General features: G+C 62.3%; 18 protein-coding genes and 1 other RNA gene. 13 read left to right on the top strand and 6 right to left on the bottom strand.

The window, feature by feature from the left end; translation table 11 throughout:
* Positions 1-11: 11 nt before the first annotated feature.
* The 5 genes from OP496_RS00995 to OP496_RS00975 all read right to left on the bottom strand — a co-directional run bounded on the left by OP496_RS00995 (position 12) and on the right by OP496_RS00975 (position 4,606).
* Positions 12-770 (bottom strand): TlyA family RNA methyltransferase, encoded by a 759-nt coding sequence (locus tag OP496_RS00995; RefSeq protein ID WP_280561464.1) that lies wholly within the window; start codon positions 768-770, stop codon positions 12-14.
* Between the two features lie 83 nt (positions 771-853).
* Positions 854-1,954, bottom strand: a complete 1,101-nt coding sequence (locus OP496_RS00990) for an ABC transporter substrate-binding protein (protein ID WP_280561463.1) — start codon at positions 1,952-1,954, stop codon at positions 854-856.
* The gene (locus tag OP496_RS00985) at positions 1,951-3,333 is read right to left on the bottom strand and encodes a sensor histidine kinase (RefSeq protein ID WP_280561462.1); all 1,383 of its coding nucleotides are present in this window, start codon (positions 3,331-3,333) and stop codon (positions 1,951-1,953) included. The genes OP496_RS00990 and OP496_RS00985 overlap by 4 nt, the downstream gene beginning before the upstream one ends.
* Positions 3,330-4,019: a response regulator transcription factor gene (locus tag OP496_RS00980; protein WP_280561461.1), complete on the bottom strand. Its 690-nt coding sequence runs from the start codon at positions 4,017-4,019 to the stop codon at positions 3,330-3,332. The genes OP496_RS00985 and OP496_RS00980 overlap by 4 nt, the downstream gene beginning before the upstream one ends.
* Positions 4,016-4,606, bottom strand: a complete 591-nt coding sequence (locus OP496_RS00975) for a helix-turn-helix domain-containing protein (protein WP_280561459.1) — start codon at positions 4,604-4,606, stop codon at positions 4,016-4,018. The genes OP496_RS00980 and OP496_RS00975 overlap by 4 nt, the downstream gene beginning before the upstream one ends.
* 199 nt (positions 4,607-4,805) lie before the next feature.
* Between OP496_RS00975 and OP496_RS00970 the strand changes: the two genes are divergently transcribed.
* From OP496_RS00970 to OP496_RS00925, 10 genes are all read left to right on the top strand, one after another.
* Positions 4,806-5,792 carry a tripartite tricarboxylate transporter substrate-binding protein gene (locus tag OP496_RS00970; protein ID WP_280561458.1) on the top strand — a complete coding sequence of 329 codons (987 nt, stop codon included), beginning with the start codon at positions 4,806-4,808 and terminating at the stop codon, positions 5,790-5,792.
* Positions 5,789-6,241, top strand: a complete 453-nt coding sequence (locus OP496_RS00965) for a tripartite tricarboxylate transporter TctB family protein (RefSeq protein WP_280561457.1) — start codon at positions 5,789-5,791, stop codon at positions 6,239-6,241. Before OP496_RS00970 ends, OP496_RS00965 begins: the two co-directional genes overlap by 4 nt.
* A complete protein-coding gene (locus OP496_RS00960; RefSeq protein ID WP_280561456.1) occupies positions 6,241-7,755 on the top strand; it encodes a tripartite tricarboxylate transporter permease in 1,515 nt (504 codons plus the stop codon). The genes OP496_RS00965 and OP496_RS00960 overlap by 1 nt, the downstream gene beginning before the upstream one ends.
* A gap of 327 nt (positions 7,756-8,082) precedes the next feature.
* Positions 8,083-8,179: signal recognition particle sRNA small type (gene ffs, locus OP496_RS00955), an RNA gene on the top strand.
* 170 nt (positions 8,180-8,349) lie between these two features.
* Positions 8,350-10,422: a DNA polymerase III subunit gamma/tau gene (gene dnaX / locus OP496_RS00950; RefSeq protein ID WP_280561455.1), complete on the top strand. Its 2,073-nt coding sequence runs from the start codon at positions 8,350-8,352 to the stop codon at positions 10,420-10,422.
* Between the two features lie 45 nt (positions 10,423-10,467).
* Positions 10,468-10,794: a YbaB/EbfC family nucleoid-associated protein gene (locus OP496_RS00945; RefSeq protein ID WP_280561454.1), complete on the top strand. Its 327-nt coding sequence runs from the start codon at positions 10,468-10,470 to the stop codon at positions 10,792-10,794.
* 3 nt (positions 10,795-10,797) lie between these two features.
* Positions 10,798-11,409 carry a recombination mediator RecR gene (gene recR, locus OP496_RS00940; RefSeq protein WP_280561453.1) on the top strand — a complete coding sequence of 204 codons (612 nt, stop codon included), beginning with the start codon at positions 10,798-10,800 and terminating at the stop codon, positions 11,407-11,409.
* Between the two features lie 28 nt (positions 11,410-11,437).
* On the top strand, positions 11,438-12,565 hold the full coding sequence (gene rnd / locus OP496_RS00935; RefSeq protein WP_280561452.1) for a ribonuclease D: 1,128 nt from the start codon (positions 11,438-11,440) through the stop codon (positions 12,563-12,565).
* A 12-nt stretch (positions 12,566-12,577) separates the two neighbouring features.
* Positions 12,578-12,868, top strand: coding sequence for a YcgL domain-containing protein (locus OP496_RS00930; RefSeq protein ID WP_280561451.1), 291 nt, complete (start codon positions 12,578-12,580; stop codon positions 12,866-12,868).
* A 3-nt stretch (positions 12,869-12,871) separates the two neighbouring features.
* A complete protein-coding gene (locus tag OP496_RS00925) occupies positions 12,872-13,318 on the top strand; it encodes a YcgN family cysteine cluster protein (RefSeq protein WP_280561449.1) in 447 nt (148 codons plus the stop codon).
* 71 nt (positions 13,319-13,389) lie between these two features.
* Here the strand turns inward: OP496_RS00925 and OP496_RS00920 are convergent, their stop codons facing one another.
* Complete coding sequence (locus tag OP496_RS00920; RefSeq protein WP_280561448.1) at positions 13,390-15,486, bottom strand: prolyl oligopeptidase family serine peptidase; 2,097 nt, start codon at positions 15,484-15,486, stop codon at positions 13,390-13,392.
* A 48-nt stretch (positions 15,487-15,534) separates the two neighbouring features.
* Here OP496_RS00920 and OP496_RS00915 point away from each other — a divergent pair, with 48 nt between their 5' ends.
* The 3 genes from OP496_RS00915 (at position 15,535) to OP496_RS00905 (ending at position 19,882) form a co-directional block, all read left to right on the top strand.
* Complete coding sequence (locus tag OP496_RS00915) at positions 15,535-15,990, top strand: hypothetical protein (RefSeq protein ID WP_280561447.1); 456 nt, start codon at positions 15,535-15,537, stop codon at positions 15,988-15,990.
* 38 nt (positions 15,991-16,028) lie between these two features.
* The gene (locus OP496_RS00910; RefSeq protein WP_280561446.1) at positions 16,029-17,846 is read left to right on the top strand and encodes a vWA domain-containing protein; all 1,818 of its coding nucleotides are present in this window, start codon (positions 16,029-16,031) and stop codon (positions 17,844-17,846) included.
* Between the two features lie 341 nt (positions 17,847-18,187).
* Positions 18,188-19,882, top strand: a complete 1,695-nt coding sequence (locus OP496_RS00905) for an AMP-binding protein (protein ID WP_280561445.1) — start codon at positions 18,188-18,190, stop codon at positions 19,880-19,882.
* Position 19,883: the final 1 nt, after the last annotated feature.

Genomic DNA, 19,883 nt, shown 5'->3' with positions numbered 1-19,883 from the left:
GAGAGCGGCCGTCAGGTGCGCTTGATCGCATGCAGCAGGAACTCGCGGTTACCATCGCCGCCGCGCAGCGGGCTTTCCTGCCAGTGGCGAATCTCGAAACCGGTGTCGGCGCAGCTCTCGCGGATGCGAGCTTCCACCGTCGCGTAAAGAGCCGGATCGCGGACGATGCCGTGGGCGTCGACCTTGCGTGGACCGATCTCGAATTGCGGCTTGACCAGTGAGACCAAGTGCGCGCCGGAGGATAGCACGGCGGCGAGCTCGGGCAGGATCAAGGTCTGCGAGATGAAGGAAACGTCCATGACCGCCACGTGCAGTCCCTCCGGTGCCAGGACGGCGAGCCGCTCTTGGGGAAGCGCGCGGGCGTTGACGCCTTCCAGGCAGATGGCGCGTTCATCCTCGCGCAGCGACGCGTCGAGCTGCTTGCGCCCGACCTCGATACCCACCACACGCGCGGCGCCGTAGCGCAAGGCGCAATCCGTGAACCCGCCGGTGGATTGTCCCACGTCGAGTACCGTCATGCCTGCGAGGCGGAGTCCCAGTGTGTCGAGAACGGCCTCCAGCTTGACTCCGGCGCGCGAGACGTAGCGCTCTTCCGGATCGTCGGCGAGCTGGAAACGGCTGTCGTCGGCGACTTTCTCGCCGGGCTTGGTCAGCGTGCGCGGAGGGTCCGTCGAGACCAGTGTGACTCGCCCATGACGGATCAGACGCTGAGCCCGCGTGCGTGAGCGTACCCAGCCCTGGGCGACGAGAAGTTGGTCGAGACGTTGCATGCCCACACCGCTGGAAGAGTTGCTGAAAAAGTGTCGATAAAACGCCGTGCAGTATAGCGCGAGGCTGGGCGACGTTCATGCGTTCACGGCCCGCTGTCGCTGAGTCGCGTGTACTCGCGCTGCCAACGCTCGAGCAGCGAATGGCGCTTGAGGGTGTCGAGCGTGGCCAGCAGGCTGGGGTCGATGGCGATCGGGTGAATGGCATCGCCAAGGGTCTTGCGTAAGTCACGGGCAGTGCCTTCGCCTTCGAGTGCGGTGTGTACCGCCCCGAGCGGAGTCTTGTCGCGGATCACCTGCTGACCTTGACGGCTGAGCAGATAATCGACGAAGCGCTCGGCAGTCTTGGGGCGGGGCGCGCGCTTGGGAATCAGCACCAGACGCTGTGTCACCAGGGCATAATCGCTGGGAATGACCATTTCCAATTGCGGGTGATCGGCCACGAAATCGCGTGCATAGGAACCCAGCAAGTTATAGCCGACGGCGTAGCGTCCCTCGGCCAGGCCGTCGAGCATTTCTCCGGTGGTATCGGCCAGTTCTGCTTCCACGCCGCCCAAGGCGGCTACCAGTTCCCAGTAGCGCGGTGACATGTACGCGTCTTCGGTGGCATAAGTATAGCCGGCGCCGCTGCGCCAGGGGTCGTAAGTCACCACGCGACCTTTGAGACGCTGGCGTTCGCGGGTGAGCAAGCTCAGCAAGGCTTCGTGGCTGTCCGGTGGCGTGGCGCCCTCGAGGGCATCGCGTCGATAGACGATGACCACGGGTTCGAAGGTGAAGCCGAATAATTCGTGGCGCCAGCGAGACGCCTGAGGCCACTGCCGTGCTGCAGGCGTGGTCAGTGCCTGTGCATGACCGCGGTTGGCGAGTTGGTATTGCCAGGGCATCGCCGAGGACATCACTACGTCGGCAGAGGCCTCGTCTTCCGCCAGGAAGCGCCGGTATAACGTGAGCGTGGTCAGGTTACGGTAGGTGAGGTCGATGTCGGGATAGCGTGCATGAAAATCGGCCAGCATCGGGGCCATCAGATCGTTATCCAGAGCGCCGTGAATTTCCAGTGACGGCGCGTTGGCCTCATGGTCGGCGGTGTAACGCAGCACATGGGCGCCATCGGCCAGCGCCATGGCCGATAGCATCATGCCGGCGAGGGCGGCGGCCCAGCGCGCGAGCGAACGATAGGGCGCGGTCATGGTGTTGACTCCTCGGTGAAATGCAAGCGCACGCGCAAACCTGGTGGCTCGGCATTCGGGCGTGCCGGTACCAGAGTGAGTCTGGCGGCATGGGCTCGGGCGATGCCGTCGACGATCGCCAGGCCAAGCCCCGAGCCTTGGTTGCCTTCCATGCCGCGATGGAAGGGACGCAGCACCAGCAGGCGTTGCGCCTCGGGGATGCCGGGACCGTCATCTTCGACCTCGAGACGCATCGGGTCCTCGCCGACGCGCACCGTAATGCGTGATGCGCCATAGCGGCTGGCGTTATCGATCAAGTTGGCCAGTGCCTCGGCGATCTGCCATTCGACCGCGTGCTGGATGACCGCATGTGACGGCGTCTCGACGCCCAGGTCGATGCCCGCGCGATGGCAGCTCGTCAGGGCGTCGCGTACGGCTTGCCGCGCGATGTCGCAAAGATCGATATCGCGGGCTTCCGGCATCGACTCGGGGTTGTTGAGGCGCGTCAGGGAGAGCAGTTGTGATGCAAGGCGCGCGGTCTTGTCGGCACTGCCGCGCATGACGCCGAGTGCATCGTGCCAGGCGCGTGGGTCGTCCTGGCGCAGGGCGAGCTCGGCGCGTGCCGAAAGCCCTGCCAGCGGGGTGCGCAATTGGTGCGAGGCATCGCCGATGAAACGTTCCTGGTTGGCGCGCACGCGGCGCATGCGCGCCAACAGGTCGTTGAGGGTCTCGCGCAGTTCGGCGAGCTCGCGGGGGAGCGTCAGGTCGAGCGGTGCCAGGGTGCGCGGATCGCGGGCGCGGATCGCCCGGCGTAGTCGGGTCAGGGGCATCAACGCCATGCGTACCCCGAGCAGCACCACGCCAATGGCCAACATCGCCATGGCGATCAAACGCAGCATGCTGCCCTGGAAAAGCGTCTGTGTCAGGGCCTCGCGCCCTTCGCGGGTATGCGCCACGCGGACCTCGAAAGGCTGGCGGTCGCGCCATCCCTCGAGTTGTGAGCGCCGCACGCCGAGGCGCAGCGCCATATCGTGCCACTGGATGTTGGTGAAGCGCATGCTGCCTTGCCCGTTATCGATGCGTGGCAGCTCGGCGTTGCCGCTGATGAAGTTGTCATGGGCATCGTAAAGGGCATAGAAAACGCGCTCTTCGGCGTTCGAGGCCAGCATTTTCAGGGCCGCCGGAGGCAAATCCATCCACAGTTGGCCCTGCTGGCGCTTGACCTGCTCGGCGATGGAGAGCGAGGCCGACTCGAGCAGTCGATCGAACGCCCGATCGGCGGTATCGCGCGAGGCCAGGTAGGACTGAACGAGCATCAAGGTCCCTAGGGCCAGCATGGGCACCAGTAGCCAGATCAGCAGGCGCCGGTAGAGGCTGGGCGAGTTGACTGATGGGCTCACGCCTCGCTCTCCAATAGATAACCCAGCCCCCTCACGGTGCGCAGCGTCAGTGACGAGTCGGCAAGACGCCGCCGCAGGCGGTGGATATAGACCTCGATGGCATTGTCACCGAGCGCGTCCTCGGCGAAGACATGCTCGAGCAGATAGGCTTTTTCCACCGGTTCGCCAGCATGCCGCATAAGATACACCAGCAGGCGCTGCTCGCGAGGCGGCAGCTCGAGCGTGACATCATCAAGGGTAAAGCGTTGCGTCAGGGTATCGAAATGCAACGCCCCGACATGCAGCTGCGTGCCATCGTCATGCTGACGACGACGCAAGAGGGCCCGCACCCGGGCTTCCAGTTCGTCCAGCGCAAAGGGCTTGGCCAGATAGTCGTCGGCGCCCAGATCGAGTCCCCTGACGCGATCTTCGATGGCACCGCGTGCGGTCAGGATCAAGACCGGCGTGTCGCTATCATGGCGACGCATGGCCTCGAGTATCTCGAGGCCGCCGCGGCCCGGCAGATTGAGATCGAGCAGGACCAATGCATAGCCATGCCTGGGGGAGCCCAGGCGCGTGAAGGTGGCGTCGCCGTCCTCGAGGGCGTCGACCCGGTAGCCAGCCAGGCTCAGGGCGTCGTACAACGTGCTGGCTAGCAGGGCATCGTCCTCGACCAGCAACAGGGGGGCAGTGGTTTCGGGGGTCATGACGGATAGTCCTGCAATGCGCGTTGGCTCAGTCGCGTCGCGGCTTCTTGCAGGGCGCGCCTCGCCTCACGAGCGGGTAAACGTCCTTTGGGGCCGGAAAGACTCAGCCAGTACGCGGTGTCGGGGACCGCGTGGCAAGTCATCGTCCCGCCCGGCAAGGCCAAAGAGGGGTCGCCGTCCTGCCACTGCCAGCGATAGCCGGGGTGTAACGTATGGCGCAGATCCGTGTCCGGCAAGGTGCTCAAACGGCACTCCATCTGGCCTTCCTCACATGAAAGTAGCGCGGCGGTTTCTCCGGTGTCGCGGCATAAACGTTCGAGAATCGGCATGACCAGGCTGGCCAACTGACGCGAAGGCACATGTCGGCGGGCTAGGCGCGCCGGCGTGGCACCCAGACGATAGCGCCCGCGTGCATCGCGCTGCACGTAATCGTAACGCTCCAGCGAACCGAGCAAGCGTAACAGCGTGCTTTTATAAAGTGTGGTTGCCTCGGCCAGCTCGGCCAAGGTCAGGCTTTCATGCTGCGTGTCGAAGGCTTCCATGACGGATAGCGCACGTTCGACAGCCTCTACCCGGTCTTGCGCCATGGCGGGTCTCTCCAGGTGTTTGCGTGTCGCAATGGCGGTATTCAACTTTAGTCTTGAACGGCGGCGTGAGCGTTGACGCTCGCTTATGACACGCCTAGTTTTCTGCTCAAGGGAACGTTGTTCTGCCTTACAGAACTGTAAGGTAAGTGTCAGGTTGCCTGCAACCCATTTCAATTCTCGTTCAAAGGGGATAACAACAATGTCTTTCAAGACGCCGCTCAAAATCGTCATGGCGGTCGCGCTGACACTGGGAGCCAGCACGGCCATGGCTTTCGAACCGTCCGGCAAGGTCGAGTGCATCGCGCCTTCTGATCCGGGCGGCGGCTGGGACTTCACTTGTCGCAGCATTGGCAATGTACTCGAGGATCTGGATCTCGTGCCGAGCAGTGTGCAGACCATCAACATGGCCGGCGCCGGTGGTGGGGTGGCCTATGCACACACCGTGAGCAAGCGTGCCGGAGACGAGCAGTTGCTGGTCGCCGCCTCCACTGCCACTACCACGCGCCTGGCGCAGGGCCAGTTTCAGGGCATGGATGCTGACATGGTCAACTGGATCGGTGCGCTGGGTGCCGATTATGGCGTCATCGCGGTAAGCAAGGATTCCGAGTACGAAAACCTCAATGATCTGATGGATGCCCTCAAGGACGATCCGCGTGCGGTGAAGTTCGCCGGTGGTAGTGCCAAGGGTGGCTGGGACCATCTCAAGGTGTTGATCGCGGCGAAAGCGGCCGACGTCGGCAAGCTGCCGAAGATCCCCTACCTCTCGTACAACAATGGGGGCGAGGCGCTGACACAGGTGGTCGGTGGCCACGTGGACGCGTTTACCGGTGATATTTCCGAGGCGAAAGGCTTCATGGAATCCGGTGATCTGCGCATCCTGGCCGTGCTCTCGGAAGAGCGCCTGCCTGGCGAATTCAGCGACATACCGACCGCCAAGGAGCAGGGCATCGATGCGCTGGGTCCCAACTGGCGTGGTTTCTACATGCCGGCGGATATTTCCGATGACGCCCGTGAGTACTGGATCGATGCGATGGACACCGTCTACGCAAGCGACGAATGGAAAGAGCTCATGAAGAAGAACGGGTTGATGCCGTTCCACAAGAGTGCTGATGAGTTCAACGCGTTCGTGAAAAAGCAGATCCAGGATATCCAAGAGCTTTCCAAGGAAATCGGACTGTCTAAATGAAATGCAATGACCGCGTCTTCGGTCTACTGATGCTCGTCCTGGCCGTCGCGTACGGCTGGGGCGCCACTCAGTTTCCCGAACCTTTCGGAGGAGGCGAGGCCATCGGGCCCGAGACATTTCCGATCTTGCTGGCTGTGGTGCTCGCGCTAAGTAGCCTGTATCTGATCGTCAAACCCGATTCGGGATCAGCATGGCCACCGATGCGTACGGGGCTGGAGCTGCTGATCGCCGTGGTGGTATTGATCGTCTACGTGCTGTTGCTTCAGCCCCTGGGCTTCATTATCACCACGACCCTGGCTGTCGGCACTCTGTGCTGGCGTATGGGGACGGCGCCCATTCGTGCCTACATCACGGGGCTGATTGCGGGAATTGTGGTGTATTTTTTGTTTACGATCGGCCTTGATTTGTCCCTGCCGCTGGGCGTGTTGAGTGTACTGGAGGGAAGTTGATGGAAACCCTGGGCTATCTGATTGATGGGTTTAGTGTCGCGTTGGCGCCGCACAACCTGATGTTTGCCTTGATCGGGGCCTTCCTGGGGACCTTGATCGGGGCCTTGCCGGGATTGGGACCCGCTAATGGCGTGGCCATCCTGATCCCGCTGGCCTTCACGCTGGGCCTACCCCCGGAGACCGCGCTGATCATGCTGACCTCCGTCTATGCCGGGGCCATGTATGGCGGGCGTATCTCGTCGATACTGCTCAATATTCCCGGTGATGAGCCGGCCATGATGACGTGTCTCGACGGTTACCCGATGGCCCAGAAAGGCAAGGCCGCCGAGGCGCTGGCGATCTCGGCGATCGCTTCCTTCATGGGGAGTTTGATCGCCACGATCGGTCTTATACTGCTGGCGCCGTTGCTGGCCAAGTTCGCGTTGACGTTTGGACCCGCAGAGTATTTCGCGCTGTTCGTGCTGGCCTTCGCCACCCTGGGGGGAATTACCGGCAAGAATCCCGTCAAGACGATTCTTGCGGCGGCCATTGGGTTGATGATCGCCACGGTGGGTATCGACAACACCGGCACCCAGCGCTACACCTTTGGTGTGCTGGAGCTCTACGAGGGCGTCGACTTCATCATTGCCATCGTCGGCTTGTTCGCGATTTCCGAACTGCTGTTCTTCATCGAGGCGCGTGCGGGCAGTGGCGGCGCTTCAGTGATGGTCAACAAGCTCAAGCTGTCCTGGAAGGATATCGGTTCGATCTTCCCCACCACGCTGCGTGGTGGTGTGCTGGGGTTCATTTCCGGGGTGCTACCGGGCGCCGGCGCGTCGCTGGGAAGTTTCATCAGCTATACCCTCGAGAAGAAGGTTCTGGGTAAAAAGGGAGATTTCGGCGAGGGCGATCCGCGCGGTGTCGCGGCGCCTGAGGCGGGCAACAACGGGGCGTCCTCCGGTGCCCTGGTGCCCATGCTCACGCTCGGCGTACCGGGAAGCGGTACAACGGCGGTGCTGCTGGCGCTGTTGATCTCGATGAACATCACTCCCGGGCCGATGATGTTTACCCAGAATGCCGATATCGTCTGGGGGGTCATCGCTGCCTTGTTGGTGGGTAACTTCCTGCTGTTGCTGCTGAACATTCCTTTGGTGGGGATGTTCGTCAAGCTGCTCTCGGTGCCGCCCAAGTATTTGCTGCCGATCGTGACGATGGTGGCGTTCGTGGGTATCTACTCGATCAGCAACTCTGCTTTCGATCTGTATTTCATGGTGGCCTTCGGCGTCGCCGGCTACATCCTGCGCAAGCTGGAGATCCCGCTGGTACCCATTATTCTGGGCTTGCTGTTGGGGCCGGAAATGGAAAAGAACCTCGGCCATGCACTAACAGTCTCCAATGGCGACTGGAGCGTGCTGTGGGGTAGCGGACTGTCGATCACGCTGTGGGCACTGGCCATCATCGGGTTGGTGTTGCCCGTGGTCGTGGGACCGGTCCTGCGGCGTCGCATGCGTGCTGCGCAGGAGAACGTCGGTTAACTCGATCCCCGACGTCTGATCAGTACGGTGCGTTTCTCTCGCCCCCGCCGGTATCCCGGTGGGGGCGAACGTCGTTGACGGTTGATCCAATGTCCCGTATCGGGAGCATGATCATTCTCCTTGAACGCGGGGAAGGCCGTGCTTTTCCACTCTCGTCCATAGTGCACGACAGGCGCTGGATCATTTGATGCCTTGCCGACCAGCGGTCACGCTGTTATAGTGCTGCGGCGTTCGGGGCAAGTCATTGAAAGCGCGTGGCGTTTTCCTTACATCCGGACGTATCGGTAGCGACATCATGCTCGTCAACCGATTTTGCTGTGGTGGCCCTGTCGGTCCTCCCGCAACGCTAAACCGCGAACCCCGCCAGGCCCGGAAGGGAGCAACGGTAGTGGTGGCTGCGTGTGCCGGGATGTGGCTGATGGGGCCGCCTCCATTATGTCCCCCGTATTCTTGCTCGGCCTCGATGTCGACTCGCCCCTCGTCGAAGTTCCCGCTACCCGCTAGAATGGATGTTTTAACGATCTTCCCCTCTGTGTCGAGTGCTTGGTGCTGCCAGGTGAGAATCGGCCCGATCTGCAAGGACATCCCGACGGTATGAGTTACCAGGTTCTGGCCCGCAAATGGCGCCCCCGCACATTTCACGAACTGGTCGGCCAGGAGCATGTGTCGCGTGCGTTGGTCAATGCGCTCGACCAGGGGCGTCTGCATCATGCCTATCTGTTTACCGGCACGCGCGGGGTCGGCAAGACGACGCTGGCGCGGATTCTCGCCAAGTGCCTGAATTGCCGGCAGGGTGTGACCTCAGTGCCATGCGGTGAATGCGAGACCTGCCGCGAGATCGATGAGGGCCGCTTCGTCGACTTGATCGAAGTCGACGCCGCCTCGCGGACCAAGGTCGAGGATACCCGCGAGCTGCTCGACAACGTGCAATACGCGCCGACCCAGGGGCGTTACAAGGTGTACCTCATCGATGAGGTGCACATGCTTTCCACGCACAGTTTCAATGCGCTGCTCAAGACGCTCGAGGAGCCGCCGCCTCACGTCAAGTTTCTGCTGGCGACGACCGATCCGCAGAAGCTCCCGGTGACGGTACTCTCGCGCTGCCTGCAGCTCACGCTCAAGAACATGCCGCCGGAGCGTGTAGTCGGGCATCTGACGCATATTCTCGAGGCCGAGTCGGTGGCTTTCGACGATCAGGCACTGTGGCTGCTGGGTAAGGCCGCCGAGGGCTCGATGCGCGACGCCTTGAGTCTGACCGATCAAGCCATTGCTTTCGGGCAGGGTGAGGTGCGTCATACCGATGTCGCCGCGATGCTGGGTACGCTCGATCATCGTCACCTGTTGGCACTGGCCGAAGCACTGGCCGAGGTCGATGCCGCGCGGGTCTTGCAGGAAGTCGCCAGCCTGGCCGAGCAAGGACCGGATTTCGGTGCCATCCTCGATGATCTGGCCAGCGTCTTCCATCGCCTGACCATCGCCCAGATGGTGCCGGATGCACTGGATAATGGCCACGGTGACCGCGACACACTGCTGCCGCTGGCTGCGCGCTTCACCGCCGAGGACGTGCAGCTCTACTACCAGATCGCCTTGCAGGGGCGTGGCGACATGGAGAGCGCGCCGGACCCGCGTACCGCGCTGGAGATGACGCTGCTGCGCATGCTGGCGTTCCGGCCCCAGGGCGTACCCAAGCCGCCGCAGACACCGTTGCCGATTCGCGGCGCGGCCGAGAATGAAGCGCCAGCCGCCGCGCCGCCGAGCGCTCCCACGGCTGAGCCCACGCCAAACCAACCGGCGTCTGCCGTCGCACCTTCGCCTGGCGAACCGTCGTCCCCCGAGAGCCAGGCGCCCGCAGCAGGCGATAGCAGTCCTGCGGCGGACGATAGCGGTGAAGATGTTTCGCGAGAGGTGCTTGAGACAGAAGGGCTTGAGACACAAGGGCTTGGAACAGAGCTGCCTGACACTGAAGTACCGGAAGTCGAAACGCCTACGGTAGCGGAAGAGACGCCACCTCCCATGGCTGATGCGCCGGGTGAATCTGCCGATGCCGCGCTTGAAGACGAGGCGCAACGCCAGGCGGACGCCGCTGGCGTTGCCGATGTGGACGATGCGCCGCCGTGGGCGCTAGATGACGCCCCGGGACCTGTCGCCTCCGAGCCACCCGCCGCCGTGCCGGAGCCCCCGGCGATGAATGTCGTCGCTGAGGCGGATGAGCCTGATCCCGAACCCTCGGCGCCTGTCGCCGCCATGCCCGAGACGGGCGCTTTCGACCACGCGCGTTGGCTGGCGGTTTTCGAATCGCTGGCGCTGGGTGGGCTGACGCGCAACCTGGCGGCGCACTGCATCGTCGAGCACGACGACGGCGAAACGCTGGCGCTGCGGCTGGACCCGTCGCAGGGGGCGATGCTGGCCGATGTGCACGTCGAGCGTCTCACCAAGGCCTTGGCTGATCAGGGCATCGAGCGGCGCTTGAATGTCACGGTCGAGGCCCTGCCCGAGAACCTGGATACGCCGCGTTCGCAAAGTGAGCGGCTGGCACAAGAGCGTCATGCTCAAGCGGTTGAAGCGTTGCGCCGCGACCCGCACATTCAAATGCTAGAACACGATTTTGGCGCCCACTTGCTGGAACGCAGCGTGGCGCCGACCGATGGCGCCGCTTCCGATACGTAAGTCGTCGGCGGCTCTGACTTTTTAGAACTCCTTGAGGATACGAACATGATGAAAGGTGGAATGGGCAATATGATGAAACAGGCCCAGGAAATGCAGGAAAAGATGCAGAAGGTCCAGGAGGAAATCGCCGAGACCGAAGTCACGGGCGAGGCCGGGGCCGGCATGATCAAGGTCACCATGAACGGTCGTCACGACGTGAGTAACGTGAATGTCGACCCCTCGGTGATGGAAGAAGACAAGGAGCTGCTCGAGGATTTGCTGGCCGCTGCCGTCAACGATGCGGTGCGCAAGGTCGAGACGACATCCAAGGAGCGTATGGAAGAAGTCACCGCAGGGATGAACCTGCCGGCGGACTTCAAGATGCCGTTCTAAGCGATGGCGTTCTCTCCTCTCGTCGATCAACTGCTGGAGACGCTGCGTGTGTTGCCGGGCGTGGGTCCCAAGACCGCGCAGCGCATGGCTCTGCATCTGCTGGAACGTGACCGCGATGGCGGCCGTCGGCTTGTCGCCTCATTGGGCGAGGCCCTGGAGCAGGTAGGCTATTGTCAGCGCTGCCGCACGCTGACAGAGACGCCGCTATGCACCATTTGCCAGGATGCGCGGCGCGATGAAGGACTGCTGTGCGTCGTCGAATCGCCGGCCGACATGCTGGCGATCGAGCAGGCCGGCGGCTATCGCGGCCACTATTTCGTGCTCCACGGCCATTTGTCGCCGTTGGATGGCATCGGCCCCGAGGACATTGGGCTCGATCAGCTCGATGAGCGGCTCGCGAACGGTGCCATCGAGGAGTTGATTCTGGCCACCAATCCCACCGTGGAAGGCGAGGCCACTGCGCACTACATCGCCGAACAACTGCATGGTACCGGCGTGCGTCTGTCACGCCTGGCGTACGGCGTGCCCATGGGAGGTGAGCTGGAATACGTGGATGGTGGCACGCTGAGTCGCGCCTTCAATGGTCGTTTGCCGTTCGCGCAAGAGTCGAGCTGACCCTCATTATCGTCAACAAGGATACGGGATGCCTCCGAGTTTCGAGATTCGCTGGGTGGAAACGCCCACCGCGTTGGCTGAGGCGTGCGAGGCGCTGGCCGACGCCGATTGGCTGGCGGTGGATACCGAGTTTCATCGCGAGTCGACGTTCTTTCCCATCGCGGCGCTGGTGCAGCTCTACGCCGGCGGCGATGAGGCCTTCCTGATCGATCCGCAAGTCGTGGCGGCCGATAGCGCTCTACAATCGCTTCTTGGGGCGGATGGACCGCTCAAGTTGCTGCATGCCAGCGGCGAAGACCTCGAAGTACTGGAGAGCTGGGCGGATGTCGCCGTCGCGCCAATCGTCGATACGCAGGTGGCGCAAAGCCTGCTGAGTACCCAGGCATCGCTGGGCTATCAACGCTTGGTCGAGCAGTGGACCGGTGACGTGTTGCCCAAGGAGGAAACGCGCTCGGACTGGCTGCGGCGTCCGTTGTCCGACTCACAGCTACGCTATGCCGCGCTGGACGTGGTCTATCTGCCGCTTGTCTGGCAGGTGCAGCGCGACGCGCTGGTACAGCAGGGACGTTTGGCCTGGCTGGAAGAAGAGTGCGCGCGCCTGTGCGAAGCGCATCGTCGCAACCGCGATGCCGATGAACAGTGGTATCGTCGTCATCGTCAGTTGTGGCGGCTCGAGCCGCGTCAGTTGGCGCTTTATCAGGCGCTCACGTGTTGGCGAGAAGGCGAGGTGCGACACCGCGATCTGCCACGGGGCTGGCTGGCGAGTGATAAGGTGCTGTTCGCGATCGCGGTGGAGATGCCGCACAACCGCCATCAGCTCTCGACCATCGAAGGCGTCAGGCCCAAGCTGATCAAACATGACGGCGATACCTTGCTGGCGATGGTGCAAGCCGCCGTTCACCTAGATGACGAGGCATTACCGGCATCGCTTCCACCACCGCATTCATCGGCGTTCAAGACGCGGCTCAAGGCGCTCAAGACTGTCGTCAACCGCGAGGCGGAACGCCTGGACATCGCTCCTGAGGTGTTGGCCAATCGCCGCGATCTCGAAGCCCTGGTGATGGCGGATCTGGACGGTGTGCCGCTGTCATTACCCCAGGGCTGGCGTGGCCACTTGCTGGCCGAGGCGTTCACCCAGGCACTGGCCGATCACTGAAAGGTGAAGACGATGCCCAAACGACTCTGTGAAATCTTCAAGAGCCCGCGTCGCGACGAGATGTATTTATACGTGGATCGCGCACGCGGGCTGACGGATGTGCCCGAAGCCCTGCTTGAGCGGTTCGGTAAACCGGTATCGGTGCTTGTGATGCTGCTCGGTGAAGACAAGCCGCTGGCGCGGGCCAAGCCGGGGGACGTACTGGCCGCCATCGAGACACAAGGCTTTTATCTGCAGATGCCGCCGGCACGCGAGGATTACATGCTGGATCTATACAAGGCGCCCACCGAGGCACGGTACTGACCCATGCGTGAACGTTTCTGGGAGCGCTTTTCCCTCCAAGAGCTCGACGATGAAGAGTGGGAAGCGCTCTGCGACGGCTGCGGGAAGTGTTGCCTGCTCAAGCTCGAAGACGACGAGAGCGGCGATGTCGCCACGCTCAACGTGGCCTGCCAGTTGCTGGATATCGATACCTGCCGTTGCAGCGATTACGAGAACCGCTTCGAGCACGTGCCGGGATGCACCAAGCTGACCCGCGATAACCTGGCGGCGTTTCATTGGCTTCCGGCGTCGTGTGCCTATCGTCGATTGGCCGAGGGGCGCAAGCTCGCGGCCTGGCATCCGCTGATCGCGGGCGATTCACGGCGCATGCATCGCCAGCAGAAGAGCGTGCGCCACTTCGCGGTGAGCGAATGCGAAGTGGCGGACGACGACCTCGAGGAGCACATCATCGACATCATTCCGTGCCAATGACGTTTTCGGTGGCATGGTGAGGTGACTGATATGAAGAAGGCCCCGGTAGGGGCCTTCTTCATTATGCGGTGTCAGTCCGCTCGGTTAGCAAGCATTTCGTTGTCGGCGAGGCTCAGGGCCCAAAGCAGGAAGGCATCCTGACGGGCGTTGTCGTGCCAGGCCTTGAAGCGACCCGAGGCACCGCCATGCCCGGCGGCCATGTCGGTGCGCAGGAGGATGGGGCGGCGCTCGGCGGCGGGCAGTTGGGCCGCAAGTTCTGTCAGGCGCGCGTAAAGCTTGGCTGGTTCCCAGTAGGGCACACGCGAGTCATGCCAACTGCCTTGCAGAAACAACATGGGATAGGGTTGCGCGACGAGGTTGTCGAGAGGCGAGTAGTCGCGAATGTGACGTTTCGCTTCCGGCTCGTTGGGGTTGCCCCATTCGCTGTATTCCGCCGTCGTCAACGGCAGGTCGGGGTTTTTCATGGTGCGCAGCACATCGACGAATGGCACATCGAGCACGGCGGCGCAAAAGGCATCCGGTTCGAGATTGAGGCTGGCGCCCACCAGCAGCCCACCGGCGCTGGCGCCATAGGCGGCGATACGTTCGCCATCCGCGATGCCGTGTTCGACCAGCGCGTGCCGTGCGGCCAGGAAATCGCGGAAGCTGTTTTCCTTGTGCGCCAGCTTGCCGGCGAGATACCAAGGTTCGCCCCGGTCGCCGCCGCCACGTACATGGGCGACAGCGAATGCCACGCCCCGCGACAGCAGTTCGAGCCGGGCTATGGAAAACCACGGGTCGAGTACGTCGCCATAGGCGCCATAGCCGTATAACAGCGTAGGCATCGGACCTTGCTCGATAAGATCGCCCCGTGCCACGACGGAGACCGGGATGCGTTCGCCGTCGTGGGCTTCGGCCCACAGGCGGCGGCATACCAATTGCTCGGGAGCAAGGTCGCCGTGCACGGGCTGGGCCTTGAGCAGGCGCCGCGCGTCGGTATCGAGGTCGTGCTCGATCCAGCGCGGCGGCAGTGTGAACGATTCCTCGTGTAGACGCAGGCGGCGAGTGTCGAAGTTGGGTGTATCGCCCAGTATCAGGCTGCAGGGCGCTTCGGGCAGCGGCAGGCGATGCTTGATCGGCGTATCCGTGTCGAGCGCGACTATGCTGAGATGCACCTGAGCCTCGCGGTGATCGCGTTCGGTGATGACCAGTCCCCAGGCAAAGGCATCGACGCCTTCCAGCGTCAGATGCTCCTGGTGGTCGAGCAGCGGTGTCCAGTCACCGGGCGTGGACTCGGTCGCGACGTCGAGCTGGAAGTGCGGTGCGTTCTGGTTATGCAGGATGTAAAAGTGACCGGGGCGATGTTCGAGGCCGTATTCGACGCCTTTGACGCGTTCGCGTACGCAGCGCGGCGGCGTATCGGGTGCTGCCGCTGGAATCAGATGGCACTCCGAGGTGTCTTTGGAGGCGGTTTCCAGCACCAGCCAGGCGCGTGAACGGGTTTTGCCCAGCCCTACCCAGAACTCGGCGTCCGTTTCACGAAACAGGCACGCGCTTTCCCCGCTTTCGATATCCAGCCGCCAGATGCTGTCCGGGCGCTGCGTGTCGTCGTAACGCGTGAATAGCAGGCTGCGGTTGTCCTCGGCGCAACATAGCTCCGGGCCGATATCGGTCAGCAGACACCGGGGCTCGCCGTCGGGCAGGACGCGCAGGAAAAGATCGAAATTCTCGTCGCCGTTGGTGTCCTCGGTCCACGCCAGCCAGTCTTCATCGGGTGCGATGGCCATGTCGGCGACTTCCATGAAGTCGTGATGCAGGGCGCGGGCCTGGACATCAAGCACGCATTCACGCCGTGATGCGTCGTGGTTGGGATGGCGCCACCATATCGGATAGTCGGCGTCGTGGGCGGTTTCGCTCCAGTAGGTATGGTGATCGAGCGGTGTGCGCAGACCATCGACGGCCAGTTCACGACGCGCCAGGTGGCCGGCGTAGAGCGTCTCGACGAGCGGCTCGAGGGGCGTAAAGCAGGCGGTGGACTCTTGGTTGGCCTGCTCGAGAAAGCTCTCCACCTCGGGGTCGTCGCGATTCTCCAGCCAATGCCAGTGAGGATCGTCCTTGCGTTTGAAGCGTGCGACCGGCGAGAGTTGGGTCGCGTCGTGAAGCGCAGGGATGTGCGGCTGTGCTTTCATGTGCAGCGGTGTACCATGTCGAAGAAAGATCGAACGCGAGAGGACGCGATGCTGATTTCCGATTCCTTGCCACAGTTGTGGCTTAGTTACTTTGTATTATCGCTTCTGGTGCTGGTCACCGGCTACCTCGGGGTGCGCTTTTTGCCCAATTTACCGCGTTGGATCGTCACGGGTGCGGTTGCGGGTATGTTATGGGCGGTGGCGCCATTTACCTCGCCCTTGCTGGAGGACGGTGAGCATTATTCCGGCCTCGCGCCGGCCATCGTCGTCACGGCGGTGGGCGTCTTGCAGGGCGATGGTGGCCAGCTTGCTGTGGCCACGCCGCTGTTGTTGGTCGGCATGGCGATAGGCGGCGTGCTAGGTGCGCTGATGTGGATATGGCGCCGGCGTCGCAATAGCGGTGGTGATAACGACGCCCCCCGCGGTGGTGGCAAGCAGCGTAAGTCGTCCTCCGAAGATTCGCGGAACGATGCCGCTCAGCGTCGCGAGCCGGTGCTCAACTGAAACGCTCTGATATCCGCATTACAAAAGAAGGAAGGGTCATGCGAGCGCTGTTCACGTTGCTGTTGTTGTGCATTGTTGGGGGGCTCCCGCCCCTGGTCTGGGCACAGGATTCCACCGCATCCCGGACGCCGGATGTCCGCATGATTTTCGACGTCTCGGGGAGCATGAAAGCCAACGATCCCGGCAACCTGAGAGCCTCTGCCCTGCAATTGGCGGCGACCTTGTTGCCTTCGCAGGCGCGTGGTTCGGTGTGGACATTCGGCTCTCAGGTGCGCAATCCCTTGCCCGACGGAAAGGTCGACGCCCAATGGCGGCAGCGTGCTCGGTCGCTGGCACCGCAACTGGTCGACTATCAGCAGTTCACGGATATCGAAGGGGTGCTGCGTGATGCCACCGATGCGCCGGGGGGCAAGCGCCATGTGATGCTGTTGACCGACGGCATGGTCGATCTGCCGGGGAGTGGCGAGGAAAAACGCACCCGCGATACGGCGTCGCGCGAGACATTGTTGGCCTCGCTGGCGCCTGAGCTTGCCTCGCGCGATGTGGTGGTGCATACCATTGCGCTCTCGCATAACGTGGATCGCGAGCTGCTCGAGCGGATATCCCAGACGACAGGTGGCTTGGCGGCGGTGGCCGAAACGCCTGAAGCATTGCTGCGGGCGTTTCTCGATGTGCTCGAGCGCATCGTTCCCAGCGACCAGTTGCCGCTTGAAAAGGGAAGCTTCGATGTCGATGACGAGGTCGAGGGCTTCAATGCGCTGCTGTTTCACGACGAGGACGCGCCCGAGATCGCTCTGGTCGGTCCCGACGGTGCGCGTTATACACGAGACGATCATCCCGATGACATGCTCTGGCAGAGCAACCCGCGTTATGACCTGATCCGCGTGCCCGAACCGCAGGTGGGCGAGTGGCATATCGAAGGGCCGGTGGGACGCGATAGCCGCGTGAGCATCGAGTCGCCGCTGCAATTGCGCAGTGATACTTTGCCACCGACCTTGTATCTGGGCTTCGATGTACCGCTGGATGTCTGGCTATCCCGTGAGGGTGAGACCCTCGAGGGCGATACGTTGCCGGAAGACGTGCGCCTTCGGGGAGAGTTGCGCGGGCTCGATGACGAAACGCTGGCCTCCACGTCCTTGAAAGCGGGTGGCGATGGGCACTTCACGGGTACGCTGGCGGCGCCCGAGGAGACAGGCAATGCTCGCTTGGTGCTTAACGCCGATAGCGATTCATGGCAGCGCGAGCGCGTGCAGGGCGTCAATGTCGTCACCCCCGTGACCGCGACGCTGAACGACGACGCCACGCAAGTCACCCTGGAAGCGCAGCATCCGCGCCTGAACGTCGACAACACGCAGATATCGGCGGACCTTTTGGGCGAAACGCTCGACGTGGTGCCCGATGGCAAGCGGACATGGCAGGTAGCGCTGCCGGAGGTCGATCCCCAGCAATCGGTGCCGCTGGATCTTGATGTGTCGGTGACACTCGATGATCGCACCTGGTCCATTGCCTTGCCTGCGTTACGCCTCAATCCCGAGGCGCGTATCGGCGTCTCCGGGGCCGATGTCGATGGCGATGGGCCGCGGGCCGAAGCGTTGCCGGACGACGATGCTGCCACCATTCAAGAGGATGAAAGCGATGCGCGCGAAGAGGGCAATTTGATCACCCTGGCCGGCGCGTTATGGGATAAGGCCGGTGACGAGTGGCAGGCGCTGCGACCGCATGTCGAACCCTACGCCAAGCGTCCCACGACCTGGGCGGTGTTCGCCGCGCTATTATTGGCGCTGGCACTCTTGTGGAGGCTGGGTCGGCGTTCCCGCCGGCGTCGTCATCGTCAGCGGCACGAACCGCAGTTATGACCATCGACAAGATCCAGAGCCTCGGCATGGTGCCGGGGCTTTTTTGTCTTCCGGCCCTCGTGAACCGTTTTTTATGGATATGTGTCGATGATCGCTATTGAACGTTAGTTTCAATCGAGTGTTTTAATTCCTGCTGACCTGTTATAACGGAAACGGATCCACCAAGGATGTTGTCCGACAGATTATCGAACAATGTTTCATCATGTGCGCCGAGCCGGCTGGTGTAGTCGCTTGTGTCGCGCTATCTTGCGGAGAGCCTGTATTTTTTCAGCATCACCCAGGCGCGAGATTCAATAATAAATATCGGCGTCCTCTGAAGTCGATTCGGTCAGCGGAGATATATGATGAGCCACGCCACCTCGCCGGTCGTTTCCGGTCCGCCTCTCGAAGGAATGGAGGAGTTCGCCTCGGTCAACGAGGTGTTCGTCCACACCTGCGGGCGCTTCGCCGACAAGCCGGCATTTACCTGCATGGGGCAAACGCTGAGCTATGCGGAGCTCGAACGCCTCTCGCGGGATTTCGCCGCCTGGCTCAGCGAGGAAACCGATCTCGTCCAGGGGGATCGCATCGCTATCCAGTTGCCCAATGTGCTGCAGTTTCCTGTGGCGATCTTCGGCGCCATACGCGCTGGGCTGGTGGTGGTCAATACCAACCCGCTGTATACCGAGCGTGAGATGGCACATCAATTTCAGGATGCCGACGTCAAGGCAATCCTGATTCTCGCCAACATGGCCGACAAGCTCGAGCGAATACTGCCGCGCACGGCGATTCGTCACGTTTTGGTGACCGAGCTCGGCGACATGCATGACTTTCCCAAGCGCACGCTGATCAATGCCGTGGTCAAGCACGTCAAGAAGATGGTGCCGCGCTACACATTGCCCGAGGCGACGCGCTTTCGCGATGCTCTGACACGCGGGCGAGGGCAATCGAGTGACGCCGCCATATGCCAGACCGACGATGTGGCCGTGTTGCAGTACACCGGTGGTACTACCGGCGTGGCCAAGGGCACCATGCTCACGCATCGCAACCTGATCGCCAACATGCTGCAGACGCGACAGATGATCGCCGGGCTGATCGAGGAAGGGCGCGAGACGATCATCGCGCCGTTGCCCGTTTATCATATCTACACCTTTACGGTGAATTGCCTGTTCACCATGATCACCGGCAATCATACCGTGCTGATTCCCAATCCGCGCGATATCGACGGCTTCATCAAGACGCTGCGCAAGACCGATTACACCGGTTTCGTGGGGCTCAATACGTTATTCAATGCGCTCTGCCAGCGTGAAGACTTCCGCGCCCTGGATTTCTCGCGTCTCAAGCTGACTATCTCCGGTGGCATGGCGCTGACCAAGGCCGCCGCGAAACGTTGGGAAGAGGTGACGGGCTGCGCGATCCTGGAAGGTTACGGGATGACCGAGACCTCGCCCATCGTATGCGTCAATCCGCCGGACGGTATTCAACTGGGCACCATCGGTAAGCCGGTGCCGGGCACCTCGATCAAGGTGATCGGCCCCGAAGGCGAAGAGGTTGCGCGGGGCGACCCCGGCGAGTTGTGCGTGCAGGGCCCGCAGGTGATGAAAGGGTATTGGAATCGCCCCGAGGATACCGCCAGGACGCTGGACGCCGAGAGCTGGATCCGCACCGGTGATATCGCCGTGATTCAGGAAGACGACTACGTGCGTATCGTCGACCGCAAGAAGGACATGATCATCGTCTCCGGCTTCAACGTCTATCCCAACGAAGTCGAGGACGTGGTGGCCACGCACGAGGATGTGATCGAGGTCGCTGCCATCGGCGTGCCCGACGATGCCTCCGGCGAGGCGATCAAGCTCTTCGTGGTGAGCCGCGACGAGGCGTTGGATGCCGAGACGTTGCGCGCCTGGTGCAAGCAGGAACTTTCCGCCTACAAGGTGCCCAAGCTCATCGAATTTCGCGATGAACTGCCCAAGACCAATGTCGGCAAGGTATTACGTCGCGAGCTACGCGATAGCCAGGACAGCAAAGAATCGGCGCCAGGTGACGGGGCAACATAGG

Source organism: Chromohalobacter sp. 48-RD10, from assembly GCF_029889785.1.
In the GTDB taxonomy this organism is placed as follows: Bacteria; Pseudomonadota; Gammaproteobacteria; order Pseudomonadales; family Halomonadaceae; genus Chromohalobacter.
Note: the sequence above shows the minus strand (reverse complement) of the source record. Positions and strands in the feature narration are given on the sequence as shown.

Excerpts from the sequence above, each read along its gene's own strand:
- OP496_RS00995 (WP_280561464.1), bottom strand. The coding sequence starts at position 770 with ATGCAACGTCTCGACCAACTTCTCGTCGCCCAGGGCTGGGTACGCTCA.
- OP496_RS00990 (WP_280561463.1), bottom strand. The coding sequence starts at position 1,954 with ATGACCGCGCCCTATCGTTCGCTCGCGCGCTGGGCCGCCGCCCTCGCC.
- OP496_RS00980 (WP_280561461.1), bottom strand. The coding sequence starts at position 4,019 with ATGACCCCCGAAACCACTGCCCCCCTGTTGCTGGTCGAGGACGATGCC.
- OP496_RS00975 (WP_280561459.1), bottom strand. The coding sequence starts at position 4,606 with ATGGCGCAAGACCGGGTAGAGGCTGTCGAACGTGCGCTATCCGTCATG.
- OP496_RS00970 (WP_280561458.1), top strand. The coding sequence starts at position 4,806 with ATGTCTTTCAAGACGCCGCTCAAAATCGTCATGGCGGTCGCGCTGACA.
- OP496_RS00965 (WP_280561457.1), top strand. The coding sequence starts at position 5,789 with ATGAAATGCAATGACCGCGTCTTCGGTCTACTGATGCTCGTCCTGGCC.
- OP496_RS00960 (WP_280561456.1), top strand. The coding sequence starts at position 6,241 with ATGGAAACCCTGGGCTATCTGATTGATGGGTTTAGTGTCGCGTTGGCG.
- dnaX (WP_280561455.1), top strand. The coding sequence starts at position 8,350 with ATGAGTTACCAGGTTCTGGCCCGCAAATGGCGCCCCCGCACATTTCAC.
- OP496_RS00945 (WP_280561454.1), top strand. The coding sequence starts at position 10,468 with ATGATGAAAGGTGGAATGGGCAATATGATGAAACAGGCCCAGGAAATG.
- recR (WP_280561453.1), top strand. The coding sequence starts at position 10,798 with ATGGCGTTCTCTCCTCTCGTCGATCAACTGCTGGAGACGCTGCGTGTG.
- rnd (WP_280561452.1), top strand. The coding sequence starts at position 11,438 with ATGCCTCCGAGTTTCGAGATTCGCTGGGTGGAAACGCCCACCGCGTTG.
- OP496_RS00930 (WP_280561451.1), top strand. The coding sequence starts at position 12,578 with ATGCCCAAACGACTCTGTGAAATCTTCAAGAGCCCGCGTCGCGACGAG.
- OP496_RS00925 (WP_280561449.1), top strand. The coding sequence starts at position 12,872 with ATGCGTGAACGTTTCTGGGAGCGCTTTTCCCTCCAAGAGCTCGACGAT.
- OP496_RS00920 (WP_280561448.1), bottom strand. The coding sequence starts at position 15,486 with ATGAAAGCACAGCCGCACATCCCTGCGCTTCACGACGCGACCCAACTC.
- OP496_RS00915 (WP_280561447.1), top strand. The coding sequence starts at position 15,535 with ATGCTGATTTCCGATTCCTTGCCACAGTTGTGGCTTAGTTACTTTGTA.
- OP496_RS00910 (WP_280561446.1), top strand. The coding sequence starts at position 16,029 with ATGCGAGCGCTGTTCACGTTGCTGTTGTTGTGCATTGTTGGGGGGCTC.
- OP496_RS00905 (WP_280561445.1), top strand. The coding sequence starts at position 18,188 with ATGATGAGCCACGCCACCTCGCCGGTCGTTTCCGGTCCGCCTCTCGAA.